The sequence below is a fragment of the Paracoccus sp. R86501 genome (genome assembly GCF_042466435.1).
Taxonomy (GTDB): domain Bacteria; phylum Pseudomonadota; class Alphaproteobacteria; order Rhodobacterales; family Rhodobacteraceae; genus Paracoccus.
In genome coordinates, this window is sequence record NZ_JAXHPZ010000001.1 from 1,011,291 (window position 1) to 1,034,387 (window position 23,097).

At 64.5% G+C, this 23,097-nt stretch carries 18 protein-coding genes and 1 pseudogene; 12 read left to right on the plus strand and 7 right to left on the minus strand.

Annotation, left to right across the window (positions count from 1 at the left end; genetic code table 11):
- Position 1: 1 nt before the first annotated feature.
- The 3 genes from SJY40_RS04985 (at position 2) to SJY40_RS04995 (ending at position 3,168) form a co-directional block, all read left to right on the plus strand.
- Entirely contained in the window at positions 2-1,255 is a 1,254-nt protein-coding gene (locus SJY40_RS04985; RefSeq protein WP_378943426.1) for a urate hydroxylase PuuD, read from the plus strand.
- A 47-nt stretch (positions 1,256-1,302) separates the two neighbouring features.
- On the plus strand, positions 1,303-1,656 hold the full coding sequence (locus tag SJY40_RS04990) for a hypothetical protein (RefSeq protein ID WP_378943428.1): 354 nt from the start codon (positions 1,303-1,305) through the stop codon (positions 1,654-1,656).
- Between the two features lie 114 nt (positions 1,657-1,770).
- On the plus strand, positions 1,771-3,168 hold the full coding sequence (locus SJY40_RS04995; protein WP_378943430.1) for a PepSY-associated TM helix domain-containing protein: 1,398 nt from the start codon (positions 1,771-1,773) through the stop codon (positions 3,166-3,168).
- Here the strand turns inward: SJY40_RS04995 and SJY40_RS05000 are convergent.
- Positions 3,149-4,066 carry a LysR family transcriptional regulator gene (locus tag SJY40_RS05000; RefSeq protein ID WP_378943432.1) on the minus strand — a complete coding sequence of 306 codons (918 nt, stop codon included), beginning with the start codon at positions 4,064-4,066 and terminating at the stop codon, positions 3,149-3,151. The two genes, SJY40_RS04995 and SJY40_RS05000, sit on opposite strands and share 20 nt — an antisense overlap.
- 113 nt (positions 4,067-4,179) lie before the next feature.
- Here SJY40_RS05000 and xdhA point away from each other — a divergent pair, with 113 nt between their 5' ends.
- From xdhA to guaD, 4 genes are read left to right on the plus strand one after another with little or no spacing between them, the layout of a single operon-like run.
- On the plus strand, positions 4,180-5,631 hold the full coding sequence (gene xdhA / locus SJY40_RS05005) for a xanthine dehydrogenase small subunit (protein ID WP_378943434.1): 1,452 nt from the start codon (positions 4,180-4,182) through the stop codon (positions 5,629-5,631).
- A gap of 2 nt (positions 5,632-5,633) precedes the next feature.
- A complete protein-coding gene (gene xdhB, locus SJY40_RS05010) occupies positions 5,634-7,940 on the plus strand; it encodes a xanthine dehydrogenase molybdopterin binding subunit (RefSeq protein ID WP_378943436.1) in 2,307 nt (768 codons plus the stop codon).
- Positions 7,937-8,671, plus strand: a complete 735-nt coding sequence (gene xdhC / locus SJY40_RS05015) for a xanthine dehydrogenase accessory protein XdhC (protein ID WP_378943438.1) — start codon at positions 7,937-7,939, stop codon at positions 8,669-8,671. The genes xdhB and xdhC overlap by 4 nt, the downstream gene beginning before the upstream one ends.
- Positions 8,659-9,939, plus strand: a complete 1,281-nt coding sequence (gene guaD / locus SJY40_RS05020) for a guanine deaminase (protein ID WP_378943440.1) — start codon at positions 8,659-8,661, stop codon at positions 9,937-9,939. Before xdhC ends, guaD begins: the two co-directional genes overlap by 13 nt.
- On the opposite strand, the gene SJY40_RS05025 is transcribed toward guaD, so the two are convergent.
- The 4 genes from SJY40_RS05025 to SJY40_RS05040 all read right to left on the minus strand — a co-directional run bounded on the left by SJY40_RS05025 (position 9,931) and on the right by SJY40_RS05040 (position 14,587).
- Complete coding sequence (locus SJY40_RS05025; protein WP_378943442.1) at positions 9,931-10,422, minus strand: isoprenylcysteine carboxyl methyltransferase family protein; 492 nt, start codon at positions 10,420-10,422, stop codon at positions 9,931-9,933. The two genes, guaD and SJY40_RS05025, sit on opposite strands and share 9 nt — an antisense overlap.
- Positions 10,422-11,483 (minus strand): type III polyketide synthase, encoded by a 1,062-nt coding sequence (locus tag SJY40_RS05030; RefSeq protein WP_378943444.1) that lies wholly within the window; start codon positions 11,481-11,483, stop codon positions 10,422-10,424. The genes SJY40_RS05025 and SJY40_RS05030 overlap by 1 nt, the downstream gene beginning before the upstream one ends.
- A gap of 114 nt (positions 11,484-11,597) precedes the next feature.
- Positions 11,598-12,920 (minus strand): sigma-54-dependent transcriptional regulator, encoded by a 1,323-nt coding sequence (locus SJY40_RS05035; RefSeq protein WP_378943446.1) that lies wholly within the window; start codon positions 12,918-12,920, stop codon positions 11,598-11,600.
- Entirely contained in the window at positions 12,920-14,587 is a 1,668-nt protein-coding gene (locus SJY40_RS05040) for an ATP-binding protein (protein ID WP_378943448.1), read from the minus strand. The genes SJY40_RS05035 and SJY40_RS05040 overlap by 1 nt, the downstream gene beginning before the upstream one ends.
- A gap of 210 nt (positions 14,588-14,797) precedes the next feature.
- Between SJY40_RS05040 and SJY40_RS05045 the strand changes: the two genes are divergently transcribed.
- The gene (locus SJY40_RS05045) at positions 14,798-16,129 is read left to right on the plus strand and encodes a dicarboxylate/amino acid:cation symporter (protein WP_378943450.1); all 1,332 of its coding nucleotides are present in this window, start codon (positions 14,798-14,800) and stop codon (positions 16,127-16,129) included.
- A 36-nt stretch (positions 16,130-16,165) separates the two neighbouring features.
- On the opposite strand, the gene SJY40_RS05050 is transcribed toward SJY40_RS05045, so the two are convergent.
- Entirely contained in the window at positions 16,166-16,690 is a 525-nt protein-coding gene (locus SJY40_RS05050; protein WP_378943452.1) for a redoxin domain-containing protein, read from the minus strand.
- A 242-nt stretch (positions 16,691-16,932) separates the two neighbouring features.
- Here SJY40_RS05050 and SJY40_RS05055 point away from each other — a divergent pair, with 242 nt between their 5' ends.
- The 3 genes from SJY40_RS05055 (at position 16,933) to SJY40_RS05065 (ending at position 21,128) form a co-directional block, all read left to right on the plus strand.
- Positions 16,933-17,616, plus strand: coding sequence for a GIY-YIG nuclease family protein (locus SJY40_RS05055; RefSeq protein WP_378943454.1), 684 nt, complete (start codon positions 16,933-16,935; stop codon positions 17,614-17,616).
- Positions 17,617-17,784: 168 nt separating this feature from the next.
- On the plus strand, positions 17,785-18,936 hold the full coding sequence (locus SJY40_RS05060) for an RsmB/NOP family class I SAM-dependent RNA methyltransferase (RefSeq protein ID WP_378943456.1): 1,152 nt from the start codon (positions 17,785-17,787) through the stop codon (positions 18,934-18,936).
- Between the two features lie 86 nt (positions 18,937-19,022).
- The gene (locus tag SJY40_RS05065) at positions 19,023-21,128 is read left to right on the plus strand and encodes an ATP-binding protein (RefSeq protein WP_378943458.1); all 2,106 of its coding nucleotides are present in this window, start codon (positions 19,023-19,025) and stop codon (positions 21,126-21,128) included.
- 3 nt (positions 21,129-21,131) lie between these two features.
- Here the strand turns inward: SJY40_RS05065 and SJY40_RS05070 are convergent, their stop codons facing one another.
- A complete protein-coding gene (locus SJY40_RS05070) occupies positions 21,132-21,716 on the minus strand; it encodes a hypothetical protein (protein WP_378943460.1) in 585 nt (194 codons plus the stop codon).
- Positions 21,717-21,958: 242 nt separating this feature from the next.
- On the opposite strand from SJY40_RS05070, the pseudogene recA reads away from it, so the two are divergent.
- Positions 21,959-23,033, plus strand: a pseudogene (gene recA / locus SJY40_RS05075) (recombinase RecA).
- Positions 23,034-23,097: the final 64 nt, after the last annotated feature.

Below are 23,097 nucleotides of genomic sequence, written 5' to 3' on the forward strand. Positions count from 1 at the left end.
GATGATCCCCGATACCGTCATCATCTGGGAATGGCTGGCCTTCGCCGTCCGCTGGACCCATGTCATCACCGCGATCGCATGGATCGGGTCGTCGTTCTATTTCATCGCGCTGGATCTGGGTCTGCAAAAGGCCCCCGGCATGCCGAAAGGCGCGCATGGCGAGGAATGGCAGGTCCATGGCGGCGGCTTTTACCATGTCCAGAAATATCTGGTCGCGCCCGAACGCATGCCCGAGCATCTGACATGGTTCAAATGGGAAAGCTATTCAACGTGGCTGTCAGGGGCCGCGCTGCTGATGGTCACCTATTGGGCGGGGGCGAACCTGTTCCTGATCGATCCGGCCAAGGCCGATCTGGCAACATGGCAGGCGATCCTGGTGTCGGGCGGGTCGCTGGCGATTGGCTGGCTGATCTATGACGGCTTGTGCAAATCGCCCTTGGGTCAGCGCCCGACGGTGCTGATGCTGCTGCTGTTCGTGGCGCTGGTGGTGATGGGCTGGGGATACGATCAGGTCTTCACCGGACGCGCGGCGCTGCTGCATCTGGGGGCCTTCACGGCCACGATCATGACGGCCAACGTCTTCCTGATCATCATGCCCAACCAGCGCATCGTTGTGGCCGACCTGAAGGCCGGACGTGCGCCGGACCCCAAATACGGCAAGATCGCCAAGCTGCGGTCCACGCATAACAACTATCTGACCCTGCCGGTCATCTTCTTGATGCTGTCGAACCACTACCCCTTGGCCTTCGCCAGCGAATACAACTGGCTGATCGCGGCGCTGATCTTCCTGATGGGCGTGACCATTCGGCATTTCTTCAACACGATGCATGCCCGCAAGGGCTATCAGTGGTGGACATGGGCGGTGACGACCATGCTGTTCGTGGCCATAATGTGGCTCTCGGCGCTTGGGCTGAACCAAGACAGCTATGACGAGGCGATGGCGCGCCCCTTCACCCCGGCCGAGGCGAAATTCGCCGAGGCCGAGGGCTTCGATGACGTCTCTCGGACCGTCATCGGCCGCTGTTCCATGTGCCACGCCCGCGAACCCGTGTGGGAAGGTATCTATCACGCCCCGCGCGGGCTGTATCTGGAGACGCCAACCGACATCGCGCGGGCGGCACGGCAGATCTATGTGCAGGCGGGGCTGACCGACGCCATGCCCCCCGCCAATATCACCAGCATGGAAGATGATGAGCGTCGCCAGATCATCCGCTGGTTTCGTCGGGTCGGCGCCTTTGGCACGGCGGGGCTCTGATCCGATTTCCGCTTAACAGGGGCGGCGCGGCGGGGTAAGCCAGCGCGATGATGCAGATGCTTCGCCTTGTCCTGCTGCTGGGGGTGATCCTTGGCGTGGTGCTGCCGAAATCCTCGGCGGCGCTTGCGGATCTGGGTGTGATTGACGACCACGCGGTGGTGATCTGCACGGGCCACGGGTTGGTCGAGGTGTCGCTGGCCCGACTTGAATTGGGCGAAAAGCCCGCCCCCGCCCATGACCACGCCTGCATGCTGGTCCATGCCATCGGTCATGTCGCCACGCCGATGCCCCCCTTGTGGGTCCGGCTGGCGCAAGGTTTCACGCCCCGCATCGCCGATCACCTGTGGCATCCGCTGCAGGCCCCCCTGGACGGTTTCGCCCGCGCACCTCCGCGCGCCTGATCAGAGCCGATCTTCTGACAGCGAAACCCGCATGGCGCGGCCATGCCCAAGGATAACTCCCATGACCCTCACTTTTCCTGCCAAGGCGGGCGGCGCATCGCGCCGTGACCTGCCATGAGGACCACCCCGAACACGGCACTGGACGCCGCCAACAAGGGCGCCAAGCTCTATCGCGCCGCCTGGCGCTGGCATTTCTATGCGGGGCTGTTCGTCGTTCCGTTCTTCCTGGTGCTGGCGGTGACCGGCATGATGATGCTGTGGATCGCCCATCTGGATGGCCGCGACGGCGAACGCATCCCCGTGACGCCGCAGGGCCAGACGACCAGCCTGAACCTGCAGGCGGCGGTGGCAATCGCCGCCGTTCCCGATGGGCAGCCGGTGCAATACGTCGCGCCCCGCAGCCCCGATCTGGCGGCCATCTTTCGCATCGACCGCTCGTCGGGCGCGCAGACGGTCGCCGTCGATCCCTATACTGCGCAGGTCGTGACCCGCTTTCCACGCCGCAGCGGGTGGTATGACATGGCCGACGGCATCCATTCGTCGCTGCTGTTGGGGGTGACCGGTGATCGCATGCTGGAAATCGCGGCCTCGCTTGGGATCGTGCTGATGGCAACAGGACTTTATATGTGGTGGCCGCGTCAGGGCGGATGGGCGCGCGCGCTGATCCCGAACCCGATGGCGCGCGGTCGCGCACTGTGGCGGTCGCTGCATGGCACGGTGGGGATCTGGATCTCGGTCGCAATGGTGTTCTTTCTGGTGTCGGGGCTGGCATGGTCCGGTGTCTGGGGCGAGAAGCTGACCCAGGCTTGGTCCACCTTTCCTGCCGCCAAATGGGACGCGGTGCCCCTGTCGGATGTGACCCATGGCAGCATGAATGACGGCCCCAAGCAGGTGGCCTGGGCGCTGGAACAGACCCCTATGCCCGCGTCAGGGTCCGAAGCCGGTGTCACCGGCATTCCGGCGGGCCAGCCCGTCACCATCGACAGCATCGATGCCTTGGCCCGCAGCATCGGGTTCCAGGGGCGCTATCAGGTGATGATGCCCAAGGGTGACACCGGCGTCTGGACGCTGGCACGGGATTCGATGAACACCGACAGCCTGAACCCAACAACCGACCGCACTGTGCATATTGACCAGTACAGCGGGCGTATCCTGGCTGACGTTGGCTTTGGGGATTATTCATGGGCGGGCAAGGCGATGGCAGTCGGGATCGCCCTGCACATGGGCACCTTGGGACTGTGGAGCGTGCTGGCCAATACCGCCTTCTGCCTTGCGGTGATCTTCCTCTGTGTCTCGGGGGTGGTGCTGTGGTGGAAGCGTAGGCCTGCGGGCCAGATGCGGCTGGTGCCGCCGCCGATGCCGTCGGATATGCCGCTGTGGCGCGGCGCGGTGGTGCTGGGATGCGTGATCGGCGTGGCCTTTCCGATGGCCGGGGTCACCATGGCGGCGGCGCTGCTGATCGACCGGCTGCTGTTGGCCCGCGTGCCTGCGTTCAGGCGGGTATTTGGCTGACCGGCTGAAACACCGGCTTGAGCTCCCTGACCGCGAAATCGGCAAACATGCGGACCTTTGGGTCCTGCAGCCGGCGATGGGGGGCAAGGCAGCCGAATTGCGCGGGGATCGGCGGCGTCTGCGGCAGCAGGCGCACCAGCCGACCGTCGCGCAATTCATCGGCGACCTCGTATTCGGGGCGGTTGGCGATGCCATGACCGTCCAGCGCCCAGGATGTCAGCACATCGCCGTCATCCGTGTCGAACCGCCCCGAGACCATCATCTTGCGCGGCCCGTCATCGGTCATCAGCGTCCAGAAATATTCGGGACTGCGGGGATAGCGCAGCAGCAGGCAGTTGTGCGCCGACAGATCGTCTGGCACCTGCGGCGTGCCGTGTTCGGCCAGATAGCGCGGCGATGCGACCAGAACCCGCGGGCAATCGGCGATCTTGCGCCATTTCAGCGCCGAATCCGCCGGTTCGCCCAGAAAAAACGCCAGGTCGATGGCATCTTCGACGATATTGACGCTGCGATCGGACAGGCGCAGTCGGAACTCGACGCCGGGGTTGTCATGGCAGAAGGCCGGAATCAACGGCGCGACCAGCCGTCGCCCCAGCCCCAATGGCGCGGTCAGGCGGATCACGCCCTGCGGCTTGCCCGAAAAGCTGCTGACCAGCGCCTCGGCCTCGTCCAGGGTCTCGATCACGCGGCGGGCGTGGTCGTAGAAGGCGCGCCCGACCTCGGTCGTGGTCAGCTTGCGGGTGGTGCGGTTCAGCAGGCGCAGCCCGAAGCGATTTTCAAGATCCTTGATACAATTCGAGGCAACTGCCGGTGAAAGGCGCAAATCCCTGCCTCCGGCGGTGATCGAGCCCAACTCGACCACGCGAACAAAGACCCGCAGGCTTTCAAGATAGGACATGGTGGTGGTTGGCTTTCAACGTTTCATGTAAAGTCTTCTACGTCGCCGCCAATTCCGCAATCCCCTTTTCCCGCATAAGCTGCCCGACGCGATGCCCGCCAGGAAGGAACACCATGACCACCCAGCTGCGTTTTCTGTTGAACGACCAAGAGGTTGCCCTGTCGCAGGTGGGTGCCTCGGACACGCTGCTGGACCATCTGCGGATCGCACGCCGCCTGACCGGCACCAAGGAAGGCTGCGCCGAGGGGGACTGCGGCGCCTGCACCGTGCTGCTGGGGCGTCCGACGACCGGCGGTCTGGTCTATGAACCTATCAACGCCTGCATCCGGTTGCTGGCGTCCTGTCACGGCTGTCATGTCGTCACGATTGAACATCTGCAGGGACCGGATGGCGGTCTGCACCCCGTTCAGGCAGCCATGGTCGAACATCACGGCAGCCAATGTGGCTTCTGCACGCCGGGGATCGTCATGGCGCTTTACGGGCTTTGGATGACGAAACCCGATGCCAATGCCACCGATATCGAGATCGCGCTTCAGGGCAACATCTGCCGCTGCACCGGATACGAACCCATCATCACCGCCGCGCTGGCCGCCGGCCGCGCGGGCGGGCAGGCCGCCGATGCGCTGATACGGGAACGCGATGCCGTGGCCGCGCGGCTGGCCGCGATGCCTGCGAGCCGGGTCGATCTGGATCGCGACGGCGACCGCGCCATCATTCCCGCCGATGCCGATGATCTGGCGCGGGTTTTGATGGACGAACCCAAGGCGACGCTGGTTGCAGGTGCCACGGACGTCGGCCTGTGGGTGACGAAATTCATGCGCGACATCAGTCCCGCGATCTTCATCGGTCACCTGATGAAGTCGGTGCAAGTCATTGATGGCGAATTGCATATCGGCGCGGGCGTGACTTATTCCGAGGCCGCGCCGCTGATCCGTCAGCACATCCCCGCGGCCTATGACTATTGGCTGCGTATCGGTGGCTGGCAGGTGCGCAACATGGGCACCATCGGCGCCAATATCGCCAACGGCTCGCCCATCGGGGATACGCCGCCATTACTGATCGCGCTTGGGGCGCGGATCGTGCTGCGCCGTGGTGACGTACGCCGCGAACTGCCGCTGCAGGATTACTTTATCGATTACGGCAAACAGGACCGCCAGCAGGGTGAGTTCGTGGAAACCGTCATCATCCCGACGCGCCCTGATGCGGTGATCGCCGCCTATAAGGTCAGCAAGCGCCGCGACAGCGACATCACCGCCGTCGCCGCAGGGTTCTGCCTGACGGTGCAGGACGGCATCATTCAGGATGCCCGCGTCGCATTCGGCGGTATGGCCGCCACGCCCAAGCGTGCCGTCCGCGCCGAAGCCGCGCTGCAAGGCCAGCCCATGGCGCAGGCGACCTTCGACGCCGCCGCCCGCGCCGTGGCCGATGATTTCAGCCCGATGTCGGATATGCGCGCCAGCGCCGATTACCGTGCCCGCGTGGCGCAAAACCTGTTCCGCCGCTTCTGGCTGGAACAATCAGAGCCGGGCCTTCCGGTCCGCCTGACGCAAGCCGTGGGGGCATGATCATGAAAGACGACACCAGCATTCGCGGGCTTGCCCATCAGGACACCGCCCATGACAGCGCCTCCAAACATGTCACGGGGCGTGCGGAATACACCGACGATCTGAACGAACCGCAGGGGTTGGTTCATGCCTATCTGGGCCTGTCGCAATGCGCCCATGGCACCATCACCGGCATGGATTTCAGCGATACGCTGGCCCACCCCGGTGTTATCGGCGTGCTGACGTCCAAGGATATTCCGGGGATCAACGACGTCTCGGCCAATGGCAAAAAGGACGATCCGATCTTTGCCGAGGAAACTGTGCTGTTCTGGGGTCAGCCGGTCTTTGCGGTCATCGCGAAAACCCGCGATCAGGCGCGTCGGGCGGCCCATAAGGCGCGCATCATTTATGACGCGCTGCCCCATGCGCTGGACCCTATTGCCGCGCGTGATGCAGGCATGGGCTATGTCACCGATCCCCTGACGCTGCGCCGTGGCGATGCCGACCGGGGGATGGCGGATGCGCCGCGCCGGATCAGCGGACGGTTCGAGATCGGCGGGCAGGATCACTTCTATCTTGAGGGTCAGATCGCCATGGCCGTGCCGGGCGAGGATGATGACATGACCATCAACGTCTCGACCCAGCACCCCTCCGAGGTGCAGCATATGGTCGCCCATGCCCTGCAGGTGCCCAGCCATTCGGTCATCGTGAACGTGCGCCGGATGGGCGGCGGGTTCGGCGGCAAGGAAACGCAGATGAACCTGTTCGCCTGCGTCGCCGCCATTGCGGCAAAGCGCTGGAAACGGGCGGTGAAAATCCGGCCCGACCGCGATGACGACATGATCGCCACCGGCAAGCGCCATGATTTTGTGGTCGATTACGAGGTGGGCTTTGACGATTCGGGCAAAATCCGCGCCGTTCAGGGCGATTGGTATGCGCGCTGCGGCTTTTCGTCGGACCTGTCGGGGCCGGTGACGGATCGGGCGCTGTTTCACGCCGATAACGCCTATTTCTATCCCGATGTGCGCGTCAGCAGCCATCCGATGAAGACAAACACCGTCAGCAACACCGCCTTCCGCGGCTTTGGCGGGCCGCAGGGCGTGATCGTCGCCGAACGCATGATCGAAGAAATCGCCTATGCCCTTGGCCGCGATACTTTGGAGATCCGGCGGGCTAACCTCTATGAAAACGGGCAACTGACGCCCTATCACCAGCAGGTCAATGATCAGATCCTGCCGCGCATTCTGGACGAACTGGAAGCCAGCAGCGATTATCAGGCGCGTCGTCAGGCGGTGCTGGACTGGAATGCCAAAGGCGGGGTGATCCGCAAGGGCATCGCCATGACGCCGGTCAAATTCGGCATCAGCTTCACCGCGACCTGGTACAATCAGGCGGGCGCGCTGATCCATATCTATTCCGACGGCTCGGTCATGCTGAACCACGGCGGGACCGAGATGGGGCAGGGTCTGAACACCAAGGTCGCGCAGGTCGTGGCCGAAGCGTTCCAATGCGACATCGCCCGCGTCAAGATCACCAAGACCACGACGGAGAAAGTGCCCAACACCTCGGCCACGGCGGCATCTTCGGGGACCGACCTGAACGGCATGGCGGCGCTGGACGCGGCGGATCAGATCAAGGCGCGGCTGGTGGAATTCGTCGCCGAGCGTTGGCAGGTCGCCACAGATGCGGTGCAATTCGTGCCCGGCCACATCATGGCGGGCGATACAGCCATCCCCTTTACCGAGGTGATCGCCGCCGCCTATATGGCGCGGGTGAACCTTTCGGCGGTAGGGCATTACAAGACGCCGGACATTCACTGGGACCGTTCGACGGGGCGCGGCAGGCCGTTCTATTACTATGCCTATGGCGCTGCGGTTTCCGAGGTCTCGGTGGACACGCTGACCGGCGAATATGTCATCGACCGCAGCGACGTGCTGCATGACGTGGGCCGCAGCCTTAACCCCGCCATCGACAAGGGCCAGGTCGAAGGTGCCTTTGTCCAAGGCGCAGGCTGGCTGACGACCGAGGAATTGTGGTGGGACGACAAGGGCCGCCTGCGGACCCATGCGCCCTCGACCTATAAGGTGCCGCTGGCCAGCGACCGCCCGCGTATTTTCAACGTCACGCTGGCCAATTGGTCGCAGGCCGCCGAGCGCACCATCAAGCGGTCCAAGGCCGTGGGCGAGCCGCCCTTCATGCTGGGCATCAGCGTCTTCGAGGCAATCAACATGGCCGTCGCCTCGATGGCCGATTACCGCGAACCCGCCCGCCTCGATGCGCCCGCCACGCCCGAACGCGTACTGATGGCGGTGGACCGCCTGCGCGGATGATCCGCGTTCGCGTCATATCCGCCCGCGGGTCCACCCCGCGCGACGTGGGCGCCGAGATGTTCGTCGGTCCCGACAGCGTCCAGGGCACCATCGGCGGTGGCCAGCTGGAATACATGGCCATCGACCGGGCGCGGGCGATGCTGGCGCAGGGGTTGGAACTGGACCGGATGGATGTGCCCTTGGGGCCGGAGATCGGCCAATGCTGCGGCGGGCGGGTCGTTCTGGAACTGGACCGGCAGGGACCGACGCCGCAGGACCATCCCGACGCGCTGATCTTCGGTGCGGGCCATGTCGGGCGGGCGCTGGCGCTGGCGCTGCAACCGCTGCCGGTGAATGCCACGTTGATCGACCCGCGGGCGCAGGAACTGGCGCTGGCGGCCCCCGGCATCGTAACCCAGCTGACGCCGCTGCCCGAAGCGCTGATCCGCGATGCCCGCCCCGGCACGGCGGTCATCATCCTGACCCATGACCACGCGTTGGATTTCCTGCTGGCGGCCGAAGCCTTGTCGCGCCCCGATCTGCCCTATGTCGGCATGATCGGCAGCGCCACGAAACGCGCGCAGTTCACACGCTTTGCCAAGGGCATCGACACGACGCGGCTGATCTGCCCCATCGGCGCGGGCCTGTCCCATGACAAGCGCCCCGAGGTCATCGCCGCTTTCACCGCCGCCGAATTGATCGGCAGGCTCACCTCAGTTTCCTTGTCGAAAAAGTACACATGCAACAGCTGATCCGGGGCCGCGTCCTCGACTTTCACGCCGATCCTGCCGAAACGCAGGACAACCACCGCTTTTGGGAAGACGGCGTGATCGTCGTTCAGGACGGCAAGATCGTCGCCGTCGGTGACCATGCCGATCTGGCGCGCGATGACCTGCCCGAGACCGACCACCGCCCACATCTGATCATGGCGGGTTTCATCGACCCGCATCTGCATTTCCCGCAGGTGCAGGTGATCGCCAGCTGGGGTGCGCAGCTGCTGGACTGGCTGAACACCTATACCTTCCCCGAGGAAGCCCGCTTTGCCGACCCGGACCATGCGACGCGGATGGCGGGACTGTTCCTTGATCAGCTGACCGCACATGGAACGACGACGGGTGTTGCCTTTTGCTCCAGCCACAAGACCAGCGCGGTAGCGCTGTTCACTGCCGCCCATGATCGCAATATGGCGATGGTGGCGGGCAAGGTGATGATGGATCGCAATGCGCCCGACGCGGTGCTGGACACACCGCAGCAGGGCTATGACGACAGCAAGGCGCTGATCCGGGACTGGCACGGCAAGGGGCGGCAAAGCTATGCGATCACGCCGCGGTTTGCGATCACCTCGACGCCGGAACAGTTGCAGATGACAGGTCAGCTGGCAGAGGAACACCCTGACTGTCACATCCAGACCCATTTGTCCGAGAACCGGGACGAGATCGACTTTACTTTAAGCCTTTACCCCAAGGCGCGGGATTATCTGGATATTTATGAACAGCATGGCTTGTTGTCCGACAGGCTGCTGCTGGGCCATTCGATCCACCTTGAACAGCGCGAAATCGCGCGGATGGCCGAAACGGGCAGTCGCGCGGTCTTTTGCCCGACGTCGAACCTGTTCCTCGGGTCCGGTCTGTTCGATGAGGCCGGCTTGCGCGATGCTGGCATCGTCAGCGGTATCGCAACCGATATCGGTGGTGGCACCAGCTATTCCATGCTTCAGACCCTGAACGAAGGCTACAAGGTCCTGCAGATGCGCGGGCAGAAGCTGCACCCGCTGGCGGCCTTCCATTGGGCCACGCGGGGCAATGCCATTGCGCTTGGCATGCAGGACCGCATTGGCACGCTGGCGCCGGGATCGGATGCCGATCTGGTGGTGCTGGACGCCCGCGCGACGGCCGCCATGGACCTGCGGATGGAACGCGCCGAGACCTTGTCCGAGGAGCTGTTCATCCTGCAGATCATGGGCGACGACCGTGCCGTGGCGCAAACCTATGTCGCCGGTCGCCCCTGCAAGTCAGCGTAGGGGCGCAAGCGCTGCATTTTCGGCCCTGATACGCACCCACAGCATCAGGGCGTTCAGCACGGTGAACAGCGCGGCCACCCAGACCAGCCCCAGCACCATCGGCGCGACGATGATCTCGGCCACCACAAGGGTATAGTTCGGGTGGCGCAAGATGCGAAACGGGCCCCGGCGGACCAGCGGTTCGGGCAGGATGATGATGCGCGTCGTCCAGCGCGACCCGAGGGTGCCAAGGATCCACAGGCGCAGCACCTGAAGCAGGGCAAAGCCGGTCAGCCACCACGGATCGACGCCGCGATCATATCCGAAGACGATCAGGCAGATCAGCCACAGGGCATGCATGGCGACCATGAAGGGATAATGCTCGGCCCCGACCTCATGCGCGCCACGGGCCAGAAGGCGGCGGGTGTTGATGCGGGCGATGACCAGTTCGGCCCCGCGCTGCAGCAGGACGAAGCCCAGAAACAGCAGCGTCGCCGTCTGCATCACGTGCCCGCCGACACATGCATCGGCAGGAAGGACCCGGTGAAGCCCGGTCCAAGCGCGCAGGCCATCATCTGGCCCTTGGCACCCGATTGCAGCACCGATTTCAGCACGAACATCACCGTCGGGGCGGACATGTTGCCGGTGTCACGCAGCACGTCACGTTCGGCGTCCAGCACGCCGGGCGTCAGCTGCAGCGAGGCCTCGATCGCTTCGACCACTTTCGCACCGCCGGGGTGGCAGACGTAACGGTCGATGCCGTCGGGGGTCAGACCCGATGCGGTCAGCGCCTGATCGGCGGCCTGGGCGAAATGTTCCGACACGAAGCTGGGGATCGACCGGTCGAAGACCACGCCAAGGCCGGTCTCATCCACGTCCCAGCCCATGATCGCCAAGGTGTCGGGCCAGATCTTCTGATATCCCTTGCCCAGTTGCACATGCGGGCCTTTGTCGGGCAGATCCGACGCAAGACAGGCTGCTGCTGCGCCATCACCGAACAGCACGGTGGCGATGATATCGGCCTTTTGCAGGCGGTCGGTACGGAAAGACAGCGAACAGGCCTCGATCACGACCAGCAGGACCTTGGGTGCATCGGCGCCGTCAGCCAGCCGTTGCGCGACCGACAGCCCCGAAACCCCGCCCGCGCAGCCAAGCCCGAACAGCGGCACCCGCAGGATGTCGTCGCGGAACCCCATGCGGGTAAAGACGCGGGCCTCGATCGTGGGGGTGGCGATGCCTGTGGATGATACGGTGACCACGCAATCGACCTGATCGGCGCGCCATCCGGCATCGGACAGGGCCTGATCCGCGGCATCGATGAACATCTGTTCCGCACCGGTCAGATAGGCGTCGTTGCGATCCTTCCAGCCGTGATCTTCGGAAAACCAGTCCAGCGGCATGACCGAATAGCGGTGCTTGATGCCCGAGGTTCCGAAGGTGCGCGCAAGCCGGTCGAACTGGGGATAGCGTCCCCCGAAGATCAGCGCCGCGCGGGATTCGACGTCGGATTGGTCAAGGCGATTGGGGGGAAGGGCGGTTGACAGGCCATGCAGAAAGACGGGCATCGCTATTCCTTGCAAGTCGGATCCCGATGCGCATCAACGATTGTCGCGGATTATCTGTTCGGGCCAGGGCAACAACACGCCATGACGCCCAAGCGTTCCGCAGGTGGGGCTGCCTTACGCAGGGTCACGAAAACTGCCCGGTTTGATACCGTGGCGGGCCAGCTTGTCATAGAAGGTCTTGCGCGGCAGCCCCAGCATCTCCATCGCCTGTGTCGCATGGCCCTGACAGTCGCGCAGGGTGTCGCGGATCAACGCTGCCTCATAGGTGGCGACCATCTGGGCCAGCGCGGGGCGGGCGGGGGGCGTGTGGCCTGCCGTCCCCTCGATCCCCAGCAGATGGTGTTCGGCAAAGGCCTGAAGTTCGCGCAGGTTGCCCGGCCAGCGATGGGTCGCCAGATGGGCCAGCACCAGATCGGTCAAGGGCGGCACGCTGCGCGACAGCCGGTCCGCCGCCGATTGCAGGAAATGGCGGAACAGCGCCGGAACGTCCTGCATCCGCGCCGACAGCGACGGAACCGTCACGATGGCGCGCGACAGGCGATAATACAGCCCCGAGTGCAGATCGCCCTGGGTCTCGCTTTCGGCGGTGGCGATGATCTGCAGATCCAGCGGTCGGGGGGCTGCGGCACCGGCGGGCCAGAATTCCGCCGCCTCGACCAGCTTCAGCAGACGTGTCTGGGCGGGCTGGGGCAGGGCTGCGACGTCATCAAGGCACAGGACGCCGCGATGGGCCTTTTCCAGCAGGCCGGAGGTGCGCGTATGACGGGCATTGGGCGCGGGTTCGGCCCCCAGCAGCGTCGCGTCGATCCGGTCTGGCGACAGGGCGGCGCAATCCAGCATGACGAAGGGCTTGGCGCGGCGCGGCCCGTGCCGGTGGATGGCGCGCGCAACCAGCGATTTTCCGGCACCGCCGGGGCCTGTGATCAGCGCATCGCTTTGCGCATCGGCCACGCGGATCAGGCTGTCGCGCAGCTGCCGCATCACGGGGCTGTCCCCCATCAGCGGCGGATGCGCCAGCGCGACATCGCCCTGCGCCTGCCGCAGGCGGCGGTTTTCCAGAACTAGCCTGCGGGCCGTCAGCGCGCGTCGCAGCGCGGCGGTCAGAACTTCGGCGGCAACGGGCTTGGTTAGGAAATCATAGGCCCCCGCGTGCAGCGCCCTGACCGCCATCTCGACATCGCCATGCCCCGTCAGCAGGATCACCGGCAGATCGGCGTCCATGTCGTGCAGGTGCTGGAACAGCTGCAGGCCGTCCATGCCGGGCATGCGCACGTCGGTCAGGACCGCCCCGTCGAAATCGGGGCTCAGGATCTGCAGGGCCGCATGGGCATCGGCGAAGTCGCGCACGGCGATGCCCGCAATCGTCAGCATCTGCGCCAGCGCCGCCCGCAGGTCGTCGTCATCGTCGATCAGGCAGATGCAGGGGTCTTGGGGCATCAGGCTCTCCTTAGCGTCAGGCGGAAGGTGGCACCCTGTCCCGGAACTGCGGGATCGAGGGTCAGGTCGCCCCCGAAATCGCGGGCGATATCGCGCGAGATGACAAGCCCCAGCCCCATGCCCTGCGGCTTGTCGGTGGCGAAGGGGGTGAACAGCCGCGTCGCGGCCTCAGGGCCAAGACCCGGCCCGTTGTCGGTGATGGTCAGGGTCAGGGTCGCGGCGTCCCAGCTGGCCCGCAGCTGGATCCACGGGTCGGGGCAGTCGTGCTGGGCATCATGGGCATTCGTAAGCAGGTTCACCAGGATCTGCTCCAACCGGACAAATTCGGCGTGCACGCACAAATCGTCGGGCAGATCGGGCAGGTCAAACCGCATGGCGCTGGCCCGCCTGCGGCTGGCCGTCAGCATCAGCGACGCCTGTATCGCGCTTTGCAGGGACACCGCCTGCATCGTCCCCGTCGCCTTGCGGGAAAAGCCGCGCAGGCGGTCGGTGATGACGGCGATGCGGTCGGTCATGCCGATGATGCGGGTCAGGTTGTCGCCGGTGGCCTGCGCCGCATGTGCGGGCAGCAGGGCCTGCCCGTTCTGCGCCAGCAGGCGGATGGTGGCCAGCGGCTGGTTCAATTCATGCGCCACGCCCGCGGTGATCTGGCCAAGGGTGGCCAGCTTGTTCGCCTGCACCAGATCGGATTGTAGGCGGATCAGGCGCTGTTCGGCCGCCTTGCGTTCGCGCATCTCATCCGAGAGGTCGCGCGTGCGGGTCTGCACCGCCTGCTCCAGATCGGCGCGATAGGCGGCTTGGGCGCGGGCCTGCCGTGCCGCGCGGCGCATCCGTGCCGCGATCAGCGCGGCCACGATCCCGCCCAGCATCACCACCAGCAGCGCCGTCCCCGCAGCCAAGGCCGCCAGACGGCGGGGCCCTGCGGTCGAGGTCTGCACGACCAGTTGCCAGTCGCTGCGGCGCAGGGGCGCACGGGTGGTCAGGACGCCGCGGGACACGGGCAGGGGTTGGAACCGCAGGTCGGGACGGCTGGAGATCAGCACCCGGTCGTCGCTGCCCATCACGAAGGTCGCGTCGCTGTCGCGGGCCCATGCACGCTCCAACTGGTCGAACTCGATCTTGACGACGATGACGCCGATGGGGCGGCCTTCGTCGCGGATGTCATGGGCAAGATACAGCCCGTGCCGACCGCTGACCGTGCCAAGCGCATATTCCTGACCCGTGCCGTTCTGCATCGCCTGCCGGAAATAGTCGCGGAACCCATAGTCATGCCCGACAAAACTGGCCGGCTGATCCCAGTTCGATGCCGCCACCGCCCGCCCCTGGGCATTCATCAGATAGATGACACTGCTTTGGGTTTCGCCGCGCAGCAGGTCCAGCTTGGCGGAAACCTCGGGGTCGGACATGCGCCCGTCGCGCAGGGTCGCGATGACCTGCTGATCGACCGACAGCACCATCGCAACGGCTCGCTGCCGATCAAGGATGCTGTCCAGCGCCAGCAAGCGGGTCTGGGCGATGGCCGTCGCCGCCTGTTCCAGACGCGCCATGGCGGCGCCCTTGGTCAGATGCCAGGTCGCCAGCGGCACCGAAACCATCAGCACGACGGCCAGCGCGATGCGTTGCAGGGGTGGGCGGGACGAATCGCCGCGCGTCTGGGGTGTGGGCATCTGGGGGGATCGGTCCGGCGACGTTGTTTCGTTTTCCACACTAGCAGATGCGGGGCGTGTGGGAAACCACACATGATTACCCCCATCACGGCATAGGAAAGCCATGTTTTCAACGCATTGCAGTCATGCGTCCAGCCCCTTCGGATGTCGCCTGCGATGCTTATTCTGCCCGCAAGATTTCCGTCACATGCAAAGGTAGGAGGAGACCTCATGCAGCTGGATCCATCCGCGCAACCCCATGCGCCCACCCCCAAGCCGTTCTACGCCCATCTCTATTTTCAGGTCGTGACCGCCATCATCTGCGGCGCGCTGGTCGGGCATTTCTTCCCCCAGACGGGTGAGGCGCTGAAGCCCCTGGGCGACGGTTTCATCAAGCTGGTCAAGATGATCATCGCGCCGGTGATCTTCCTGACCATCGTGACCGGGCTGGCCGGCATGGGCAGCCTGCGCGGCGTCGGGTCCGTCGTGGGCAAATCCTTCGCCTATTTCCTGACGTTCTCCACGCTGGCGCTGATCGTCGGGCTGATCGTCGCCAATGTCATCCAGCCGGGCAGTGGCATGAACATCGATCCGGCGACGCTGGATGCCAGCACCGTCACCGGCTATGCCGAAAAGGCGCATGAGACATCGCTGACGGGCTTTGTTATGGACATCATCCCCACCACGCTGGTGTCGGCTTTCGTCGAGGGCAACATCCTGCAGGTGCTGTTCGTGGCGATCCTGTTCGGGATTTCCATGATCCTGATCGGCGACAAGGCTAAGCCAGTGCTGGCCGTCTTTGAAAGTGCCAGCCAGGCGATCTTCCGCGTCGTCGATATCCTGATGAAGGCCGCCCCCATCGGCGCCTTCGGGGCCTTCGCCTTCACCATCGGCAAATACGGCATCAGCGCGGTGGCCAATCTGGCGGCGCTGGTCGGGACCTTCTATCTGACCTCGGCGCTGTTCATTGTCATGATTCTGGGCACTGTCTGCCTGCTGAACGGCTTTTCGATCTTCAAGCTGATCAGCTATTTGCGGACGGAAATCCTGCTGGTGCTGGGCACATCGTCGTCGGAATTGGCGCTGCCGTCGCTGATGGAAAAGATGGAGCGGGCCGGTTGCGCGCGTCCCGTCGTGGGGCTGGTCGTGCCGACGGGCTATTCCTTCAACCTGGATGGCACCAACATCTATATGACGCTGGCGGCGCTGTTCATCGCGCAGGCGACGAATACCGACCTGTCGCTGCAACAACAGGTGCTGCTGCTTCTGGTCGCGATGCTGTCGTCGAAGGGGGCTGCGGGCGTGACTGGTGCGGGCTTCATCACGCTGGCGGCGACGCTGTCGGTGGTGCCGACGGTGCCGGTTGCGGGCATGGCGCTGATCCTGGGGGTGGACCGCTTCATGTCGGAATGCCGCTCGATCACCAACTTCATCGGCAATGCGGTGGCCACGGTCGTCGTCAGCCGGTGGGAAGGCGCGCTGGATCGCGATCAGCTGAACGCTGCGCTGAACGGCAAGCTGCCCGAAGTCGCCGAAGGCGCGCTGATCCCCGACGGTCAGTGACGGAACGGAAAAGGGGGCCGCAATGGCCCCCTTTGCTTATGCGGTCCCGCGAATGGGATAGTCGTTTTCCAGAATGAACTTCAGTCCCGACAGCAGATCATCCGTGGTCGGGCGCGCGAAGGGCACGTTCTGCAGATACATCGCATAGATCCGCCCATCGGGATAAAGGATCGCGATGCCCGGTTCGGCAAAACGCGCAGGCTCGGCGTCATTTTCCTTGTCCGAGATGAACAATCCCCATTCACGGGCAAATTCTTCGGTCAGATCGTGGCCGACATGCAGATCGCCCAGATCCCATTCCTGCTGCTGGCGGTCGAACCTTTCGCGATCGTCCATCGAGATGGCGGCGACATCCACACCCAGATCGCGGAATTCACCCTGACGGCGTGCCAATTCCTCGATCTGCTTTTTGCAGATGGGGCAGTGGATACCGCGGTAGAAGAAGACCGCCGTCATGCGGTTGTCTGGCGTGGCGGGCAGGGCGAAGGCGTTGTCCTGATGGTTCTTGGCGGTGATCAGCGGGGCAAGCTGGCCGGGGATGGGCGTGCTGTGATGGGTCATCGTGGCGTATCTCCGTTTTGATCGGTGAACTTGCCGCCCAACGCGATCCCTGCGTCCCGGTTGCACATGGACCCGCAAACGATTGCGTAAATCATTGCCCGTGTTAACCATTTGTTCTTGCGCAAGGCGGCGGTTTTTCCTAATTCCGTTCAAAAGGCTAAGGGTGGTTCCTGATACGTTTCACGACCGCCCCGCCAGCAGAAGGCCCGGTGCGCGGGTCCGGCACATGAAGGAACCTGTCCTTGGGCGTCAAAGGCAAGCAACTCAGGACCGTGCGCGGCAGCTTCGACCTGTCCCGGACGGTGATCGTCGGATCGCCGACCAATCCCAACATCGTCTATGGCTATCGCTTTCCCAGCCATCCGCGGCGCATCAAGATCGGCTATTCCAGCCGGGGGCTGGCACGTGTGGCCGAACAGGCGACGGCCTTTCCCGAAAAGCCGCTGATCGAATTCGTCATCCACGACCGTCGCGCCCGCACCATCGAGGGTGCGTTCCACCGCGCCCTTCGCGGACGTCAGGCCGATACCATCGGCACGGAATGGTTCGACGCCTCGTGGGGGGATGTGCTGGCGGTGTCGCCGGTGCTGCGCAAGGCCAGCTTTGCCTATAACATCGTGCTGGGATGCAAGATCGCGGGTTCGGCCCTGTTGGGGCTGCTGGGGCTGGTTCTCTATCCACTGCTGCTGGCGCTGATCGCGGCCGTGATCTCGGGGGCATCGGCGATGCCGGTGTGGGAGTTCGGGCGCGATTACATTGACGGGATCTTCGGGCGTGCGCCTTCGGAAAGCCTGGCGATGGCGCGATACCTTATGCGGCTTGCGGTGATGCATGATGTTCCGGGGTTGATCCACATCGCGGCGCTGGCGCCGATCCCGCTGTTGGCCTGGCTGCCTTTCGTGCGCGTCCGGGCGCAGGCGTTCTGAGGTGCAGGCCTTCTGAGGTAACGTCATTCTGACGTCAGGACCCGCTTGCAGCCGACCGCGGCTTGAGCGCATGGTTTCGACCGTGCTAGGCCCGACGCCGTTCAAATCGGGCAGACTGCAAGGGGGCTGACAGATGCGCATCGAATTTTCCCAAAACGGGCCTGCTACGTGACGCCGGGGGCGCGGATTGCCGCCGCGATCACGGTTCTGGATCAGGTGCTGGCGGGGATGCCCGCTGAACAGGCGTTGTTGCGCTGGTCGCGGGGCAGCCGCTTTGCCGGATCGGGGGATCGCGCCAAGCTGCGTGATCTGGTCTTTGGCGCGTTGCGTCAGCGCGACAGTCTGGCGGCCCTTGGCGGGTCGCTTGACGGTCGCGGCCTGATGATCGGCCACGCCCGGCGCAACGACCTACCGATCGCGGATCTTTTCTCGGGCGAGGGACATTCGCCCGCACCCCTGACCGATACCGAGGCAGGGCATGTCCCGCCGGACGATCTGCCCGATGATCTGCCCGGTTGGATCAGGCCGCGCTGGTATGCCTCGCTCGGGCGTCAGGCGGGGCAGGTCGCCGCGGCGATGGCCGATCGCGCGCCGGTCTGGCTGCGCGTGAACCCGCAGCGCTGCGACCCCGACAGCGCCATGGATCAGCTGGCCGGCGAAGACATTCCCACCCGCGCCGCCGACGACCTGCCCACCGCGCTGCAGGTTCTGGGCAACGAACGCGCCGTCGCACGGTCCGGTCTGTATCGTGATGGCGGGATCGAGCTGCAGGACCTCTCGCCCCAGTTGGCCTGCGCGGCGCTGCCACTGCGCCCTGACGACCGCGTGCTGGATTATTGCGCGGGCGGGGGCGGCAAGACGCTGGCGCTGGCCGCGCGCCAGCCCAAGGCCCGATACGAGGCCCATGACGCCCTGCCGGCCCGCATGGGCGATCTGCCCGAACGCGCTGAACGCGCGGGCGTCCCCGTGCGCATCCTGCGCAAGCCCGAGGGCAGCTATGATCTGATCGTGGCCGACGTGCCCTGTTCGGGCACCGGCACCTGGCGCCGCACGCCCGATGCGAAATGGCGCCTGACCCAGGAACAGCTGATCCGCCTGACCGAAGTGCAGGCCGAGATTTTGGATCAGGTCGTCCCGATGGTGCGCGTCGGTGGGCATTTGGCCTATATGACCTGCTCGGTTCTGGACGATGAGAACGGCGACCAGCTGCGCGGATTTCTGGAACGCCATCCGGGCTTCGAGGCACAGCACCAGCAATCCTGGACGCCGTTGACGGCGGGCGACGGCTTCTATCTGGCTGTGCTGGTGCGTCGGAGCTGATGCCCAGAAGCGGGATCAAAGTTAACGCCCTGTTAAGACCGGGTCGGCTAGGCAGAGGATCGTCAAAGGGCAAAAGGACGATTCGCATGGCGCATCTGGACCAACACGCAGGCCTGCCCAAGGGGGCGATGGCGGCCTTGCCGCTGTTGCTGACGCCGATGGTGGCGGGGGCGGGCATTCTGGCGGTGGCGCCGGGGGCCGCGACGGGGCTGACGGCGGTTGCGGCGGGAACCGTGGGCGTGGCGTGGTATCTGCTGGGCGGAGCGGTCGGCCTGTCGCATCTGTCGCGCGGAATGGCCGCCCGGCGCGCGCTGTCGGCGATCCGGTCCGAAGTGGCCGCCGCCGCCGAGCCGATCTGGCTGTGTGATGCCGACGGTCTTGTGCTTTATCAGAACCAATCCGCCCATCTGGGGTTCGAGGATCTGACCGGACGCAGCATCCTGTCGCTGATGACCCGGCTGCGCGCCGACGCCGATGGCCAGTTGCAGCAGATGTTGACGCGCGCCCTGCGCCTTGGCAATGCGGAAATGGCCTTGCCCGATGGCGATGTCCTGACCCTCAGCTGTCTGCCCGATGCACCGCTGCAGATTTGGTCCTATCTGCGGGCCGGACAGATGGACGAACCCTTCCACGTCGCGCTGGATCTGGACGACGCCGAGGATCGTGACGAATTCGATGCCATTCCCGTGGCGCTGCTGCGGCTGCGGTCCGACGGGGTGATCTGCCGTGCGAACGCAGCAGCGCGGGCGCTGCTGGACGGCATGCTGACGGACGCGCTGGACCAGAACATCACGCAGCTGCTGGACGGCCCCGGCCGGCCCTTAGCCGACTGGCTGTCCGACATGTGCGCCGGGCGCGCCGTCAACCGGACCGAAATGCTGCGCCTCCGCCACCCTGACAGTCGCAACGGCGACATGCGCGACCGCCATTTTCAGGTGGGACTGGCACGGGACCCGTTTGCGGGCGATCAGATCATCGCCGTGTTGACCGACGCCAGCGCGCTGAAGACGCTGGAGGCACAATTCGCCCAGAGCCAGAAAATGCAGGCCATCGGCCAGCTGGCGGGCGGCGTCGCACATGATTTCAACAATCTTCTGACCGCCATCAGCGGGCATTGCGACCTGCTGATGCTGCGCCATGACAAGGGAGATCCGGATTTCGCCGATCTGGACCAGATCAGCCAGAACGCCAATCGGGCTGCGGCGCTGGTGGGACAGCTGCTGGCGTTTTCGCGCAAGCAGACGCTGACGATGCAGATGCTGGACCTGCGCGACACGCTGGCCGATCTGACCCATCTGCTGAACCGGTTGGTGGGTGAACGCGTCGGGTTGACCATCACCCACGATCCGGCCCTGCGCGCCATCCGTGCTGACAAGCGCCAACTTGAACAGGTGATCATGAACCTAGTGGTCAACGCCCGTGACGCGATGCCTTCAGGTGGCAACATTCTGGTCGAAACGCGCAACATGCATCTGGCCGCGCCCGAGCATCGTGACCGGGTGACGCTGGCGCAGGGCGACTATGTCGCGATCACGGTGCGCGACGCGGGCAATGGCATCGCGCCCGATCATCTGGAGAAGATCTTCGATCCCTTCTTCACGACCAAGAAGGCGGGCGAGGGTACGGGACTGGGGCTGTCGACCGCCTATGGCATCATCAAGCAGACCGGCGGCTATATCTTCTGCGACAGCGAGCTGGGCAAGGGCACGACCTTTACCATCTATCTGCCGGCGCATGCGCGGTCGCTGTTGAAGGCCCCGCCGGTCGCGGCCCCCGCGGCACGGGTTGACCAGATGTCCACCGGCCCGCGTGGTCGCGTCCTGCTGGTCGAGGACGAAGCCCCGGTCCGGGCCTTTGCCTCGCGCGCGCTGAAGCTGAAAGGGTTCGAGGTCGCCGAGGCCGCCTCGGGCGAGGCGGCGCTGGAATTGTTGGAAAAGGGCGACTGTCAGATCGACATCTTCGTGACCGATGTGGTCATGCCGGGTCTGGACGGCCCGTCATGGGTGCGCGAGGCATTGAAGCTGATCCCGCAGGCCCGCGTCATCTTCATGTCGGGCTATACCGAAGACATCTTCGTCGATGGTCAGGTGCCGGTGCCGAACGCGGCCTTCCTGGCCAAACCCTTCACCCTGACCGAGCTGACCGAACTGGTCCGCACCCAGCTGGCCACCCCGGACCCGCGCCCGCATTGACCCCTAAAGCGTGTCGTAGAGGTCCAGATCAAAGGACATCGCCTGCCGCAGGTTCCGTTCGGCGGCGGTGTCCAGATGGACATCGACACTGGGCGGAACGTTGATGCGCGGCAGTTCGATCGCGCAATCCAGCCGGGTTTCCAGAAAATCGACGAAATCCTGAATGCGTTCGTATTGGAAGATGCAGTTGACGGTCCGCAGACCTTCGGTCAGGAAAGCGCCCTGCGTTCCGATGCCCAAAGCCTCGGGGCCGCCCTTCAGCGCGTAATCATTGGCGAAATCGGCAAAGCTGATGCCATCCATCGCATGCTGGGGGTCTTCGTGGTCGTCGCGCAGCTTGAAGCGGTACCAGCTGCGCAGCCAGTTGACGGGTTCGCGCATCAGGGCGACGGTGGTGAAGCGGTCGCCTGTCTGCGCCTCCAGCCAGGGGCCAAGATGGCGGTGATAGGTCCCGATATCGGTGTGCTTCAGCTGCGCAGGGCGCTGCAGGGCGGCGGATGCCAGCGATTCCAGCGACATCTCGATGGCGCTCGAGGCGGTCTTGGGGGTCGCAAGAAAGACCAGTCTCTGTTCCCAGAATATCAGCATTCGCAGTCGCTCCGATCATGTGGTTTGCTGCAATCGGGCCGTGGATAACGGGCGTGCGCAGCAGTGTAAACGCTTTGTTAACCGCGCGCGGGTCAAGGTCGGGAAAGCGAATCGATTATTAACCACGTCATGCTTGAAAACCGGGGGGCGATGGCGCATGTATATGCGAACAGGACGTGAACATTCGTTCCGTTGAGGTGATTGCCCAGTCCGGTGGGCTGTGAAATAACGATGGGAATGACATGGCACAGGCGAGCATTTTCGACATGACCGACAAACGCACAGCAGACAAGCAGAAGGCGCTGGACAGCGCCTTGGCCCAGATCGAACGCCAGTTCGGCAAGGGTTCGATCATGAAGCTGGGCAAAGACAGCCCCGTGGCCGAGATCGAGTTCGACCTCGACCGGGTCGCTTGGTCTGGACATCGCGCTTGGGATCGGCGGTCTGCCCAAGGGCCGCATCATCGAGATCTTCGGGCCGGAAAGCTCGGGCAAGACCACGCTGACGCTGCATGTCGTGGCCGAGGAACAGAAAAAGGGCGGCGTCTGCGCATTCGTCGATGCCGAACACGCGCTGGACCCGCAATATGCCAAGAAGCTTGGCGTGAATCTGGATGAGCTGCTGATCAGCCAGCCCGACACCGGCGAACAGGCGCTGGAAATCGTCGATACGCTGGTGCGTTCGGGTGCGGTCAGCCTGGTCGTGGTCAACTCGGTCGCGGCGCTGACGCCGAAATCGGAAATCGAAGGCGACATGGGCGACATGCAGATGGGCAGTCAGGCCCGCCTGATGAGCCAGGCGATGCGCAAGCTGACCGCCAGCATCGGGCGTTCCAATTGCATGGTGATCTTCATCAACCAGATCCGCATGAAGATCGGCGTCATGTTCGGCAACCCGGAAACCACGACGGGCGGCAACGCGCTGAAGTTCTATGCCTCGGTCCGTCTGGACATCCGCCGCATCGGTTCGGTCAAGGACCGCGACGAGGTCGTTGGCAACGCGACCCGCGTCAAGGTCGTCAAGAACAAGGTCGCGCCGCCTTTCCGCCAGGTTGAATTCGACATCATGTATGGCGAGGGCATCAGCAAGGTCGGTGAATTGATCGACCTTGGCGTCAAGGCCGGCGTCGTTGAAAAGTCGGGCGCCTGGTATTCCTATGGCGACGAACGCATCGGGCAGGGGCGCGAAAATGCCAAGCAGTTTATGCGCGACCGTCCCGAAGTGGCCTTTGCCATCGAAGACAAGATCCGCGCCAGCCACGGTCTGGAATTCGGCAGCGAAGAAGGCGGCGACAACGAGGCCCTGACCGAGGATTGATCCCGGTCCCGGTTTGAACTGCATGGCGCGCGTGGGATCATCCCTCGCGCGCTTTCGTTTGCGA

What these genes read in the sequence shown, in the direction of transcription:
- SJY40_RS04985 (WP_378943426.1), top strand. Translation starts at nt 2, where the DNA reads ATGATCCCCGATACCGTCATCATCTGGGAATGGCTGGCCTTCGCCGTC.
- SJY40_RS04990 (WP_378943428.1), top strand. Translation starts at nt 1,303, where the DNA reads ATGATGCAGATGCTTCGCCTTGTCCTGCTGCTGGGGGTGATCCTTGGC.
- SJY40_RS04995 (WP_378943430.1), top strand. Translation starts at nt 1,771, where the DNA reads ATGAGGACCACCCCGAACACGGCACTGGACGCCGCCAACAAGGGCGCC.
- SJY40_RS05000 (WP_378943432.1), bottom strand. Translation starts at nt 4,066, where the DNA reads ATGTCCTATCTTGAAAGCCTGCGGGTCTTTGTTCGCGTGGTCGAGTTG.
- xdhA (WP_378943434.1), top strand. Translation starts at nt 4,180, where the DNA reads ATGACCACCCAGCTGCGTTTTCTGTTGAACGACCAAGAGGTTGCCCTG.
- xdhB (WP_378943436.1), top strand. Translation starts at nt 5,634, where the DNA reads ATGAAAGACGACACCAGCATTCGCGGGCTTGCCCATCAGGACACCGCC.
- xdhC (WP_378943438.1), top strand. Translation starts at nt 7,937, where the DNA reads ATGATCCGCGTTCGCGTCATATCCGCCCGCGGGTCCACCCCGCGCGAC.
- guaD (WP_378943440.1), top strand. Translation starts at nt 8,659, where the DNA reads ATGCAACAGCTGATCCGGGGCCGCGTCCTCGACTTTCACGCCGATCCT.
- SJY40_RS05025 (WP_378943442.1), bottom strand. Translation starts at nt 10,422, where the DNA reads ATGCAGACGGCGACGCTGCTGTTTCTGGGCTTCGTCCTGCTGCAGCGC.
- SJY40_RS05030 (WP_378943444.1), bottom strand. Translation starts at nt 11,483, where the DNA reads ATGCCCGTCTTTCTGCATGGCCTGTCAACCGCCCTTCCCCCCAATCGC.
- SJY40_RS05035 (WP_378943446.1), bottom strand. Translation starts at nt 12,920, where the DNA reads ATGCCCCAAGACCCCTGCATCTGCCTGATCGACGATGACGACGACCTG.
- SJY40_RS05040 (WP_378943448.1), bottom strand. Translation starts at nt 14,587, where the DNA reads ATGCCCACACCCCAGACGCGCGGCGATTCGTCCCGCCCACCCCTGCAA.
- SJY40_RS05045 (WP_378943450.1), top strand. Translation starts at nt 14,798, where the DNA reads ATGCAGCTGGATCCATCCGCGCAACCCCATGCGCCCACCCCCAAGCCG.
- SJY40_RS05050 (WP_378943452.1), bottom strand. Translation starts at nt 16,690, where the DNA reads ATGACCCATCACAGCACGCCCATCCCCGGCCAGCTTGCCCCGCTGATC.
- SJY40_RS05065 (WP_378943458.1), top strand. Translation starts at nt 19,023, where the DNA reads ATGGCGCATCTGGACCAACACGCAGGCCTGCCCAAGGGGGCGATGGCG.
- SJY40_RS05070 (WP_378943460.1), bottom strand. Translation starts at nt 21,716, where the DNA reads ATGCTGATATTCTGGGAACAGAGACTGGTCTTTCTTGCGACCCCCAAG.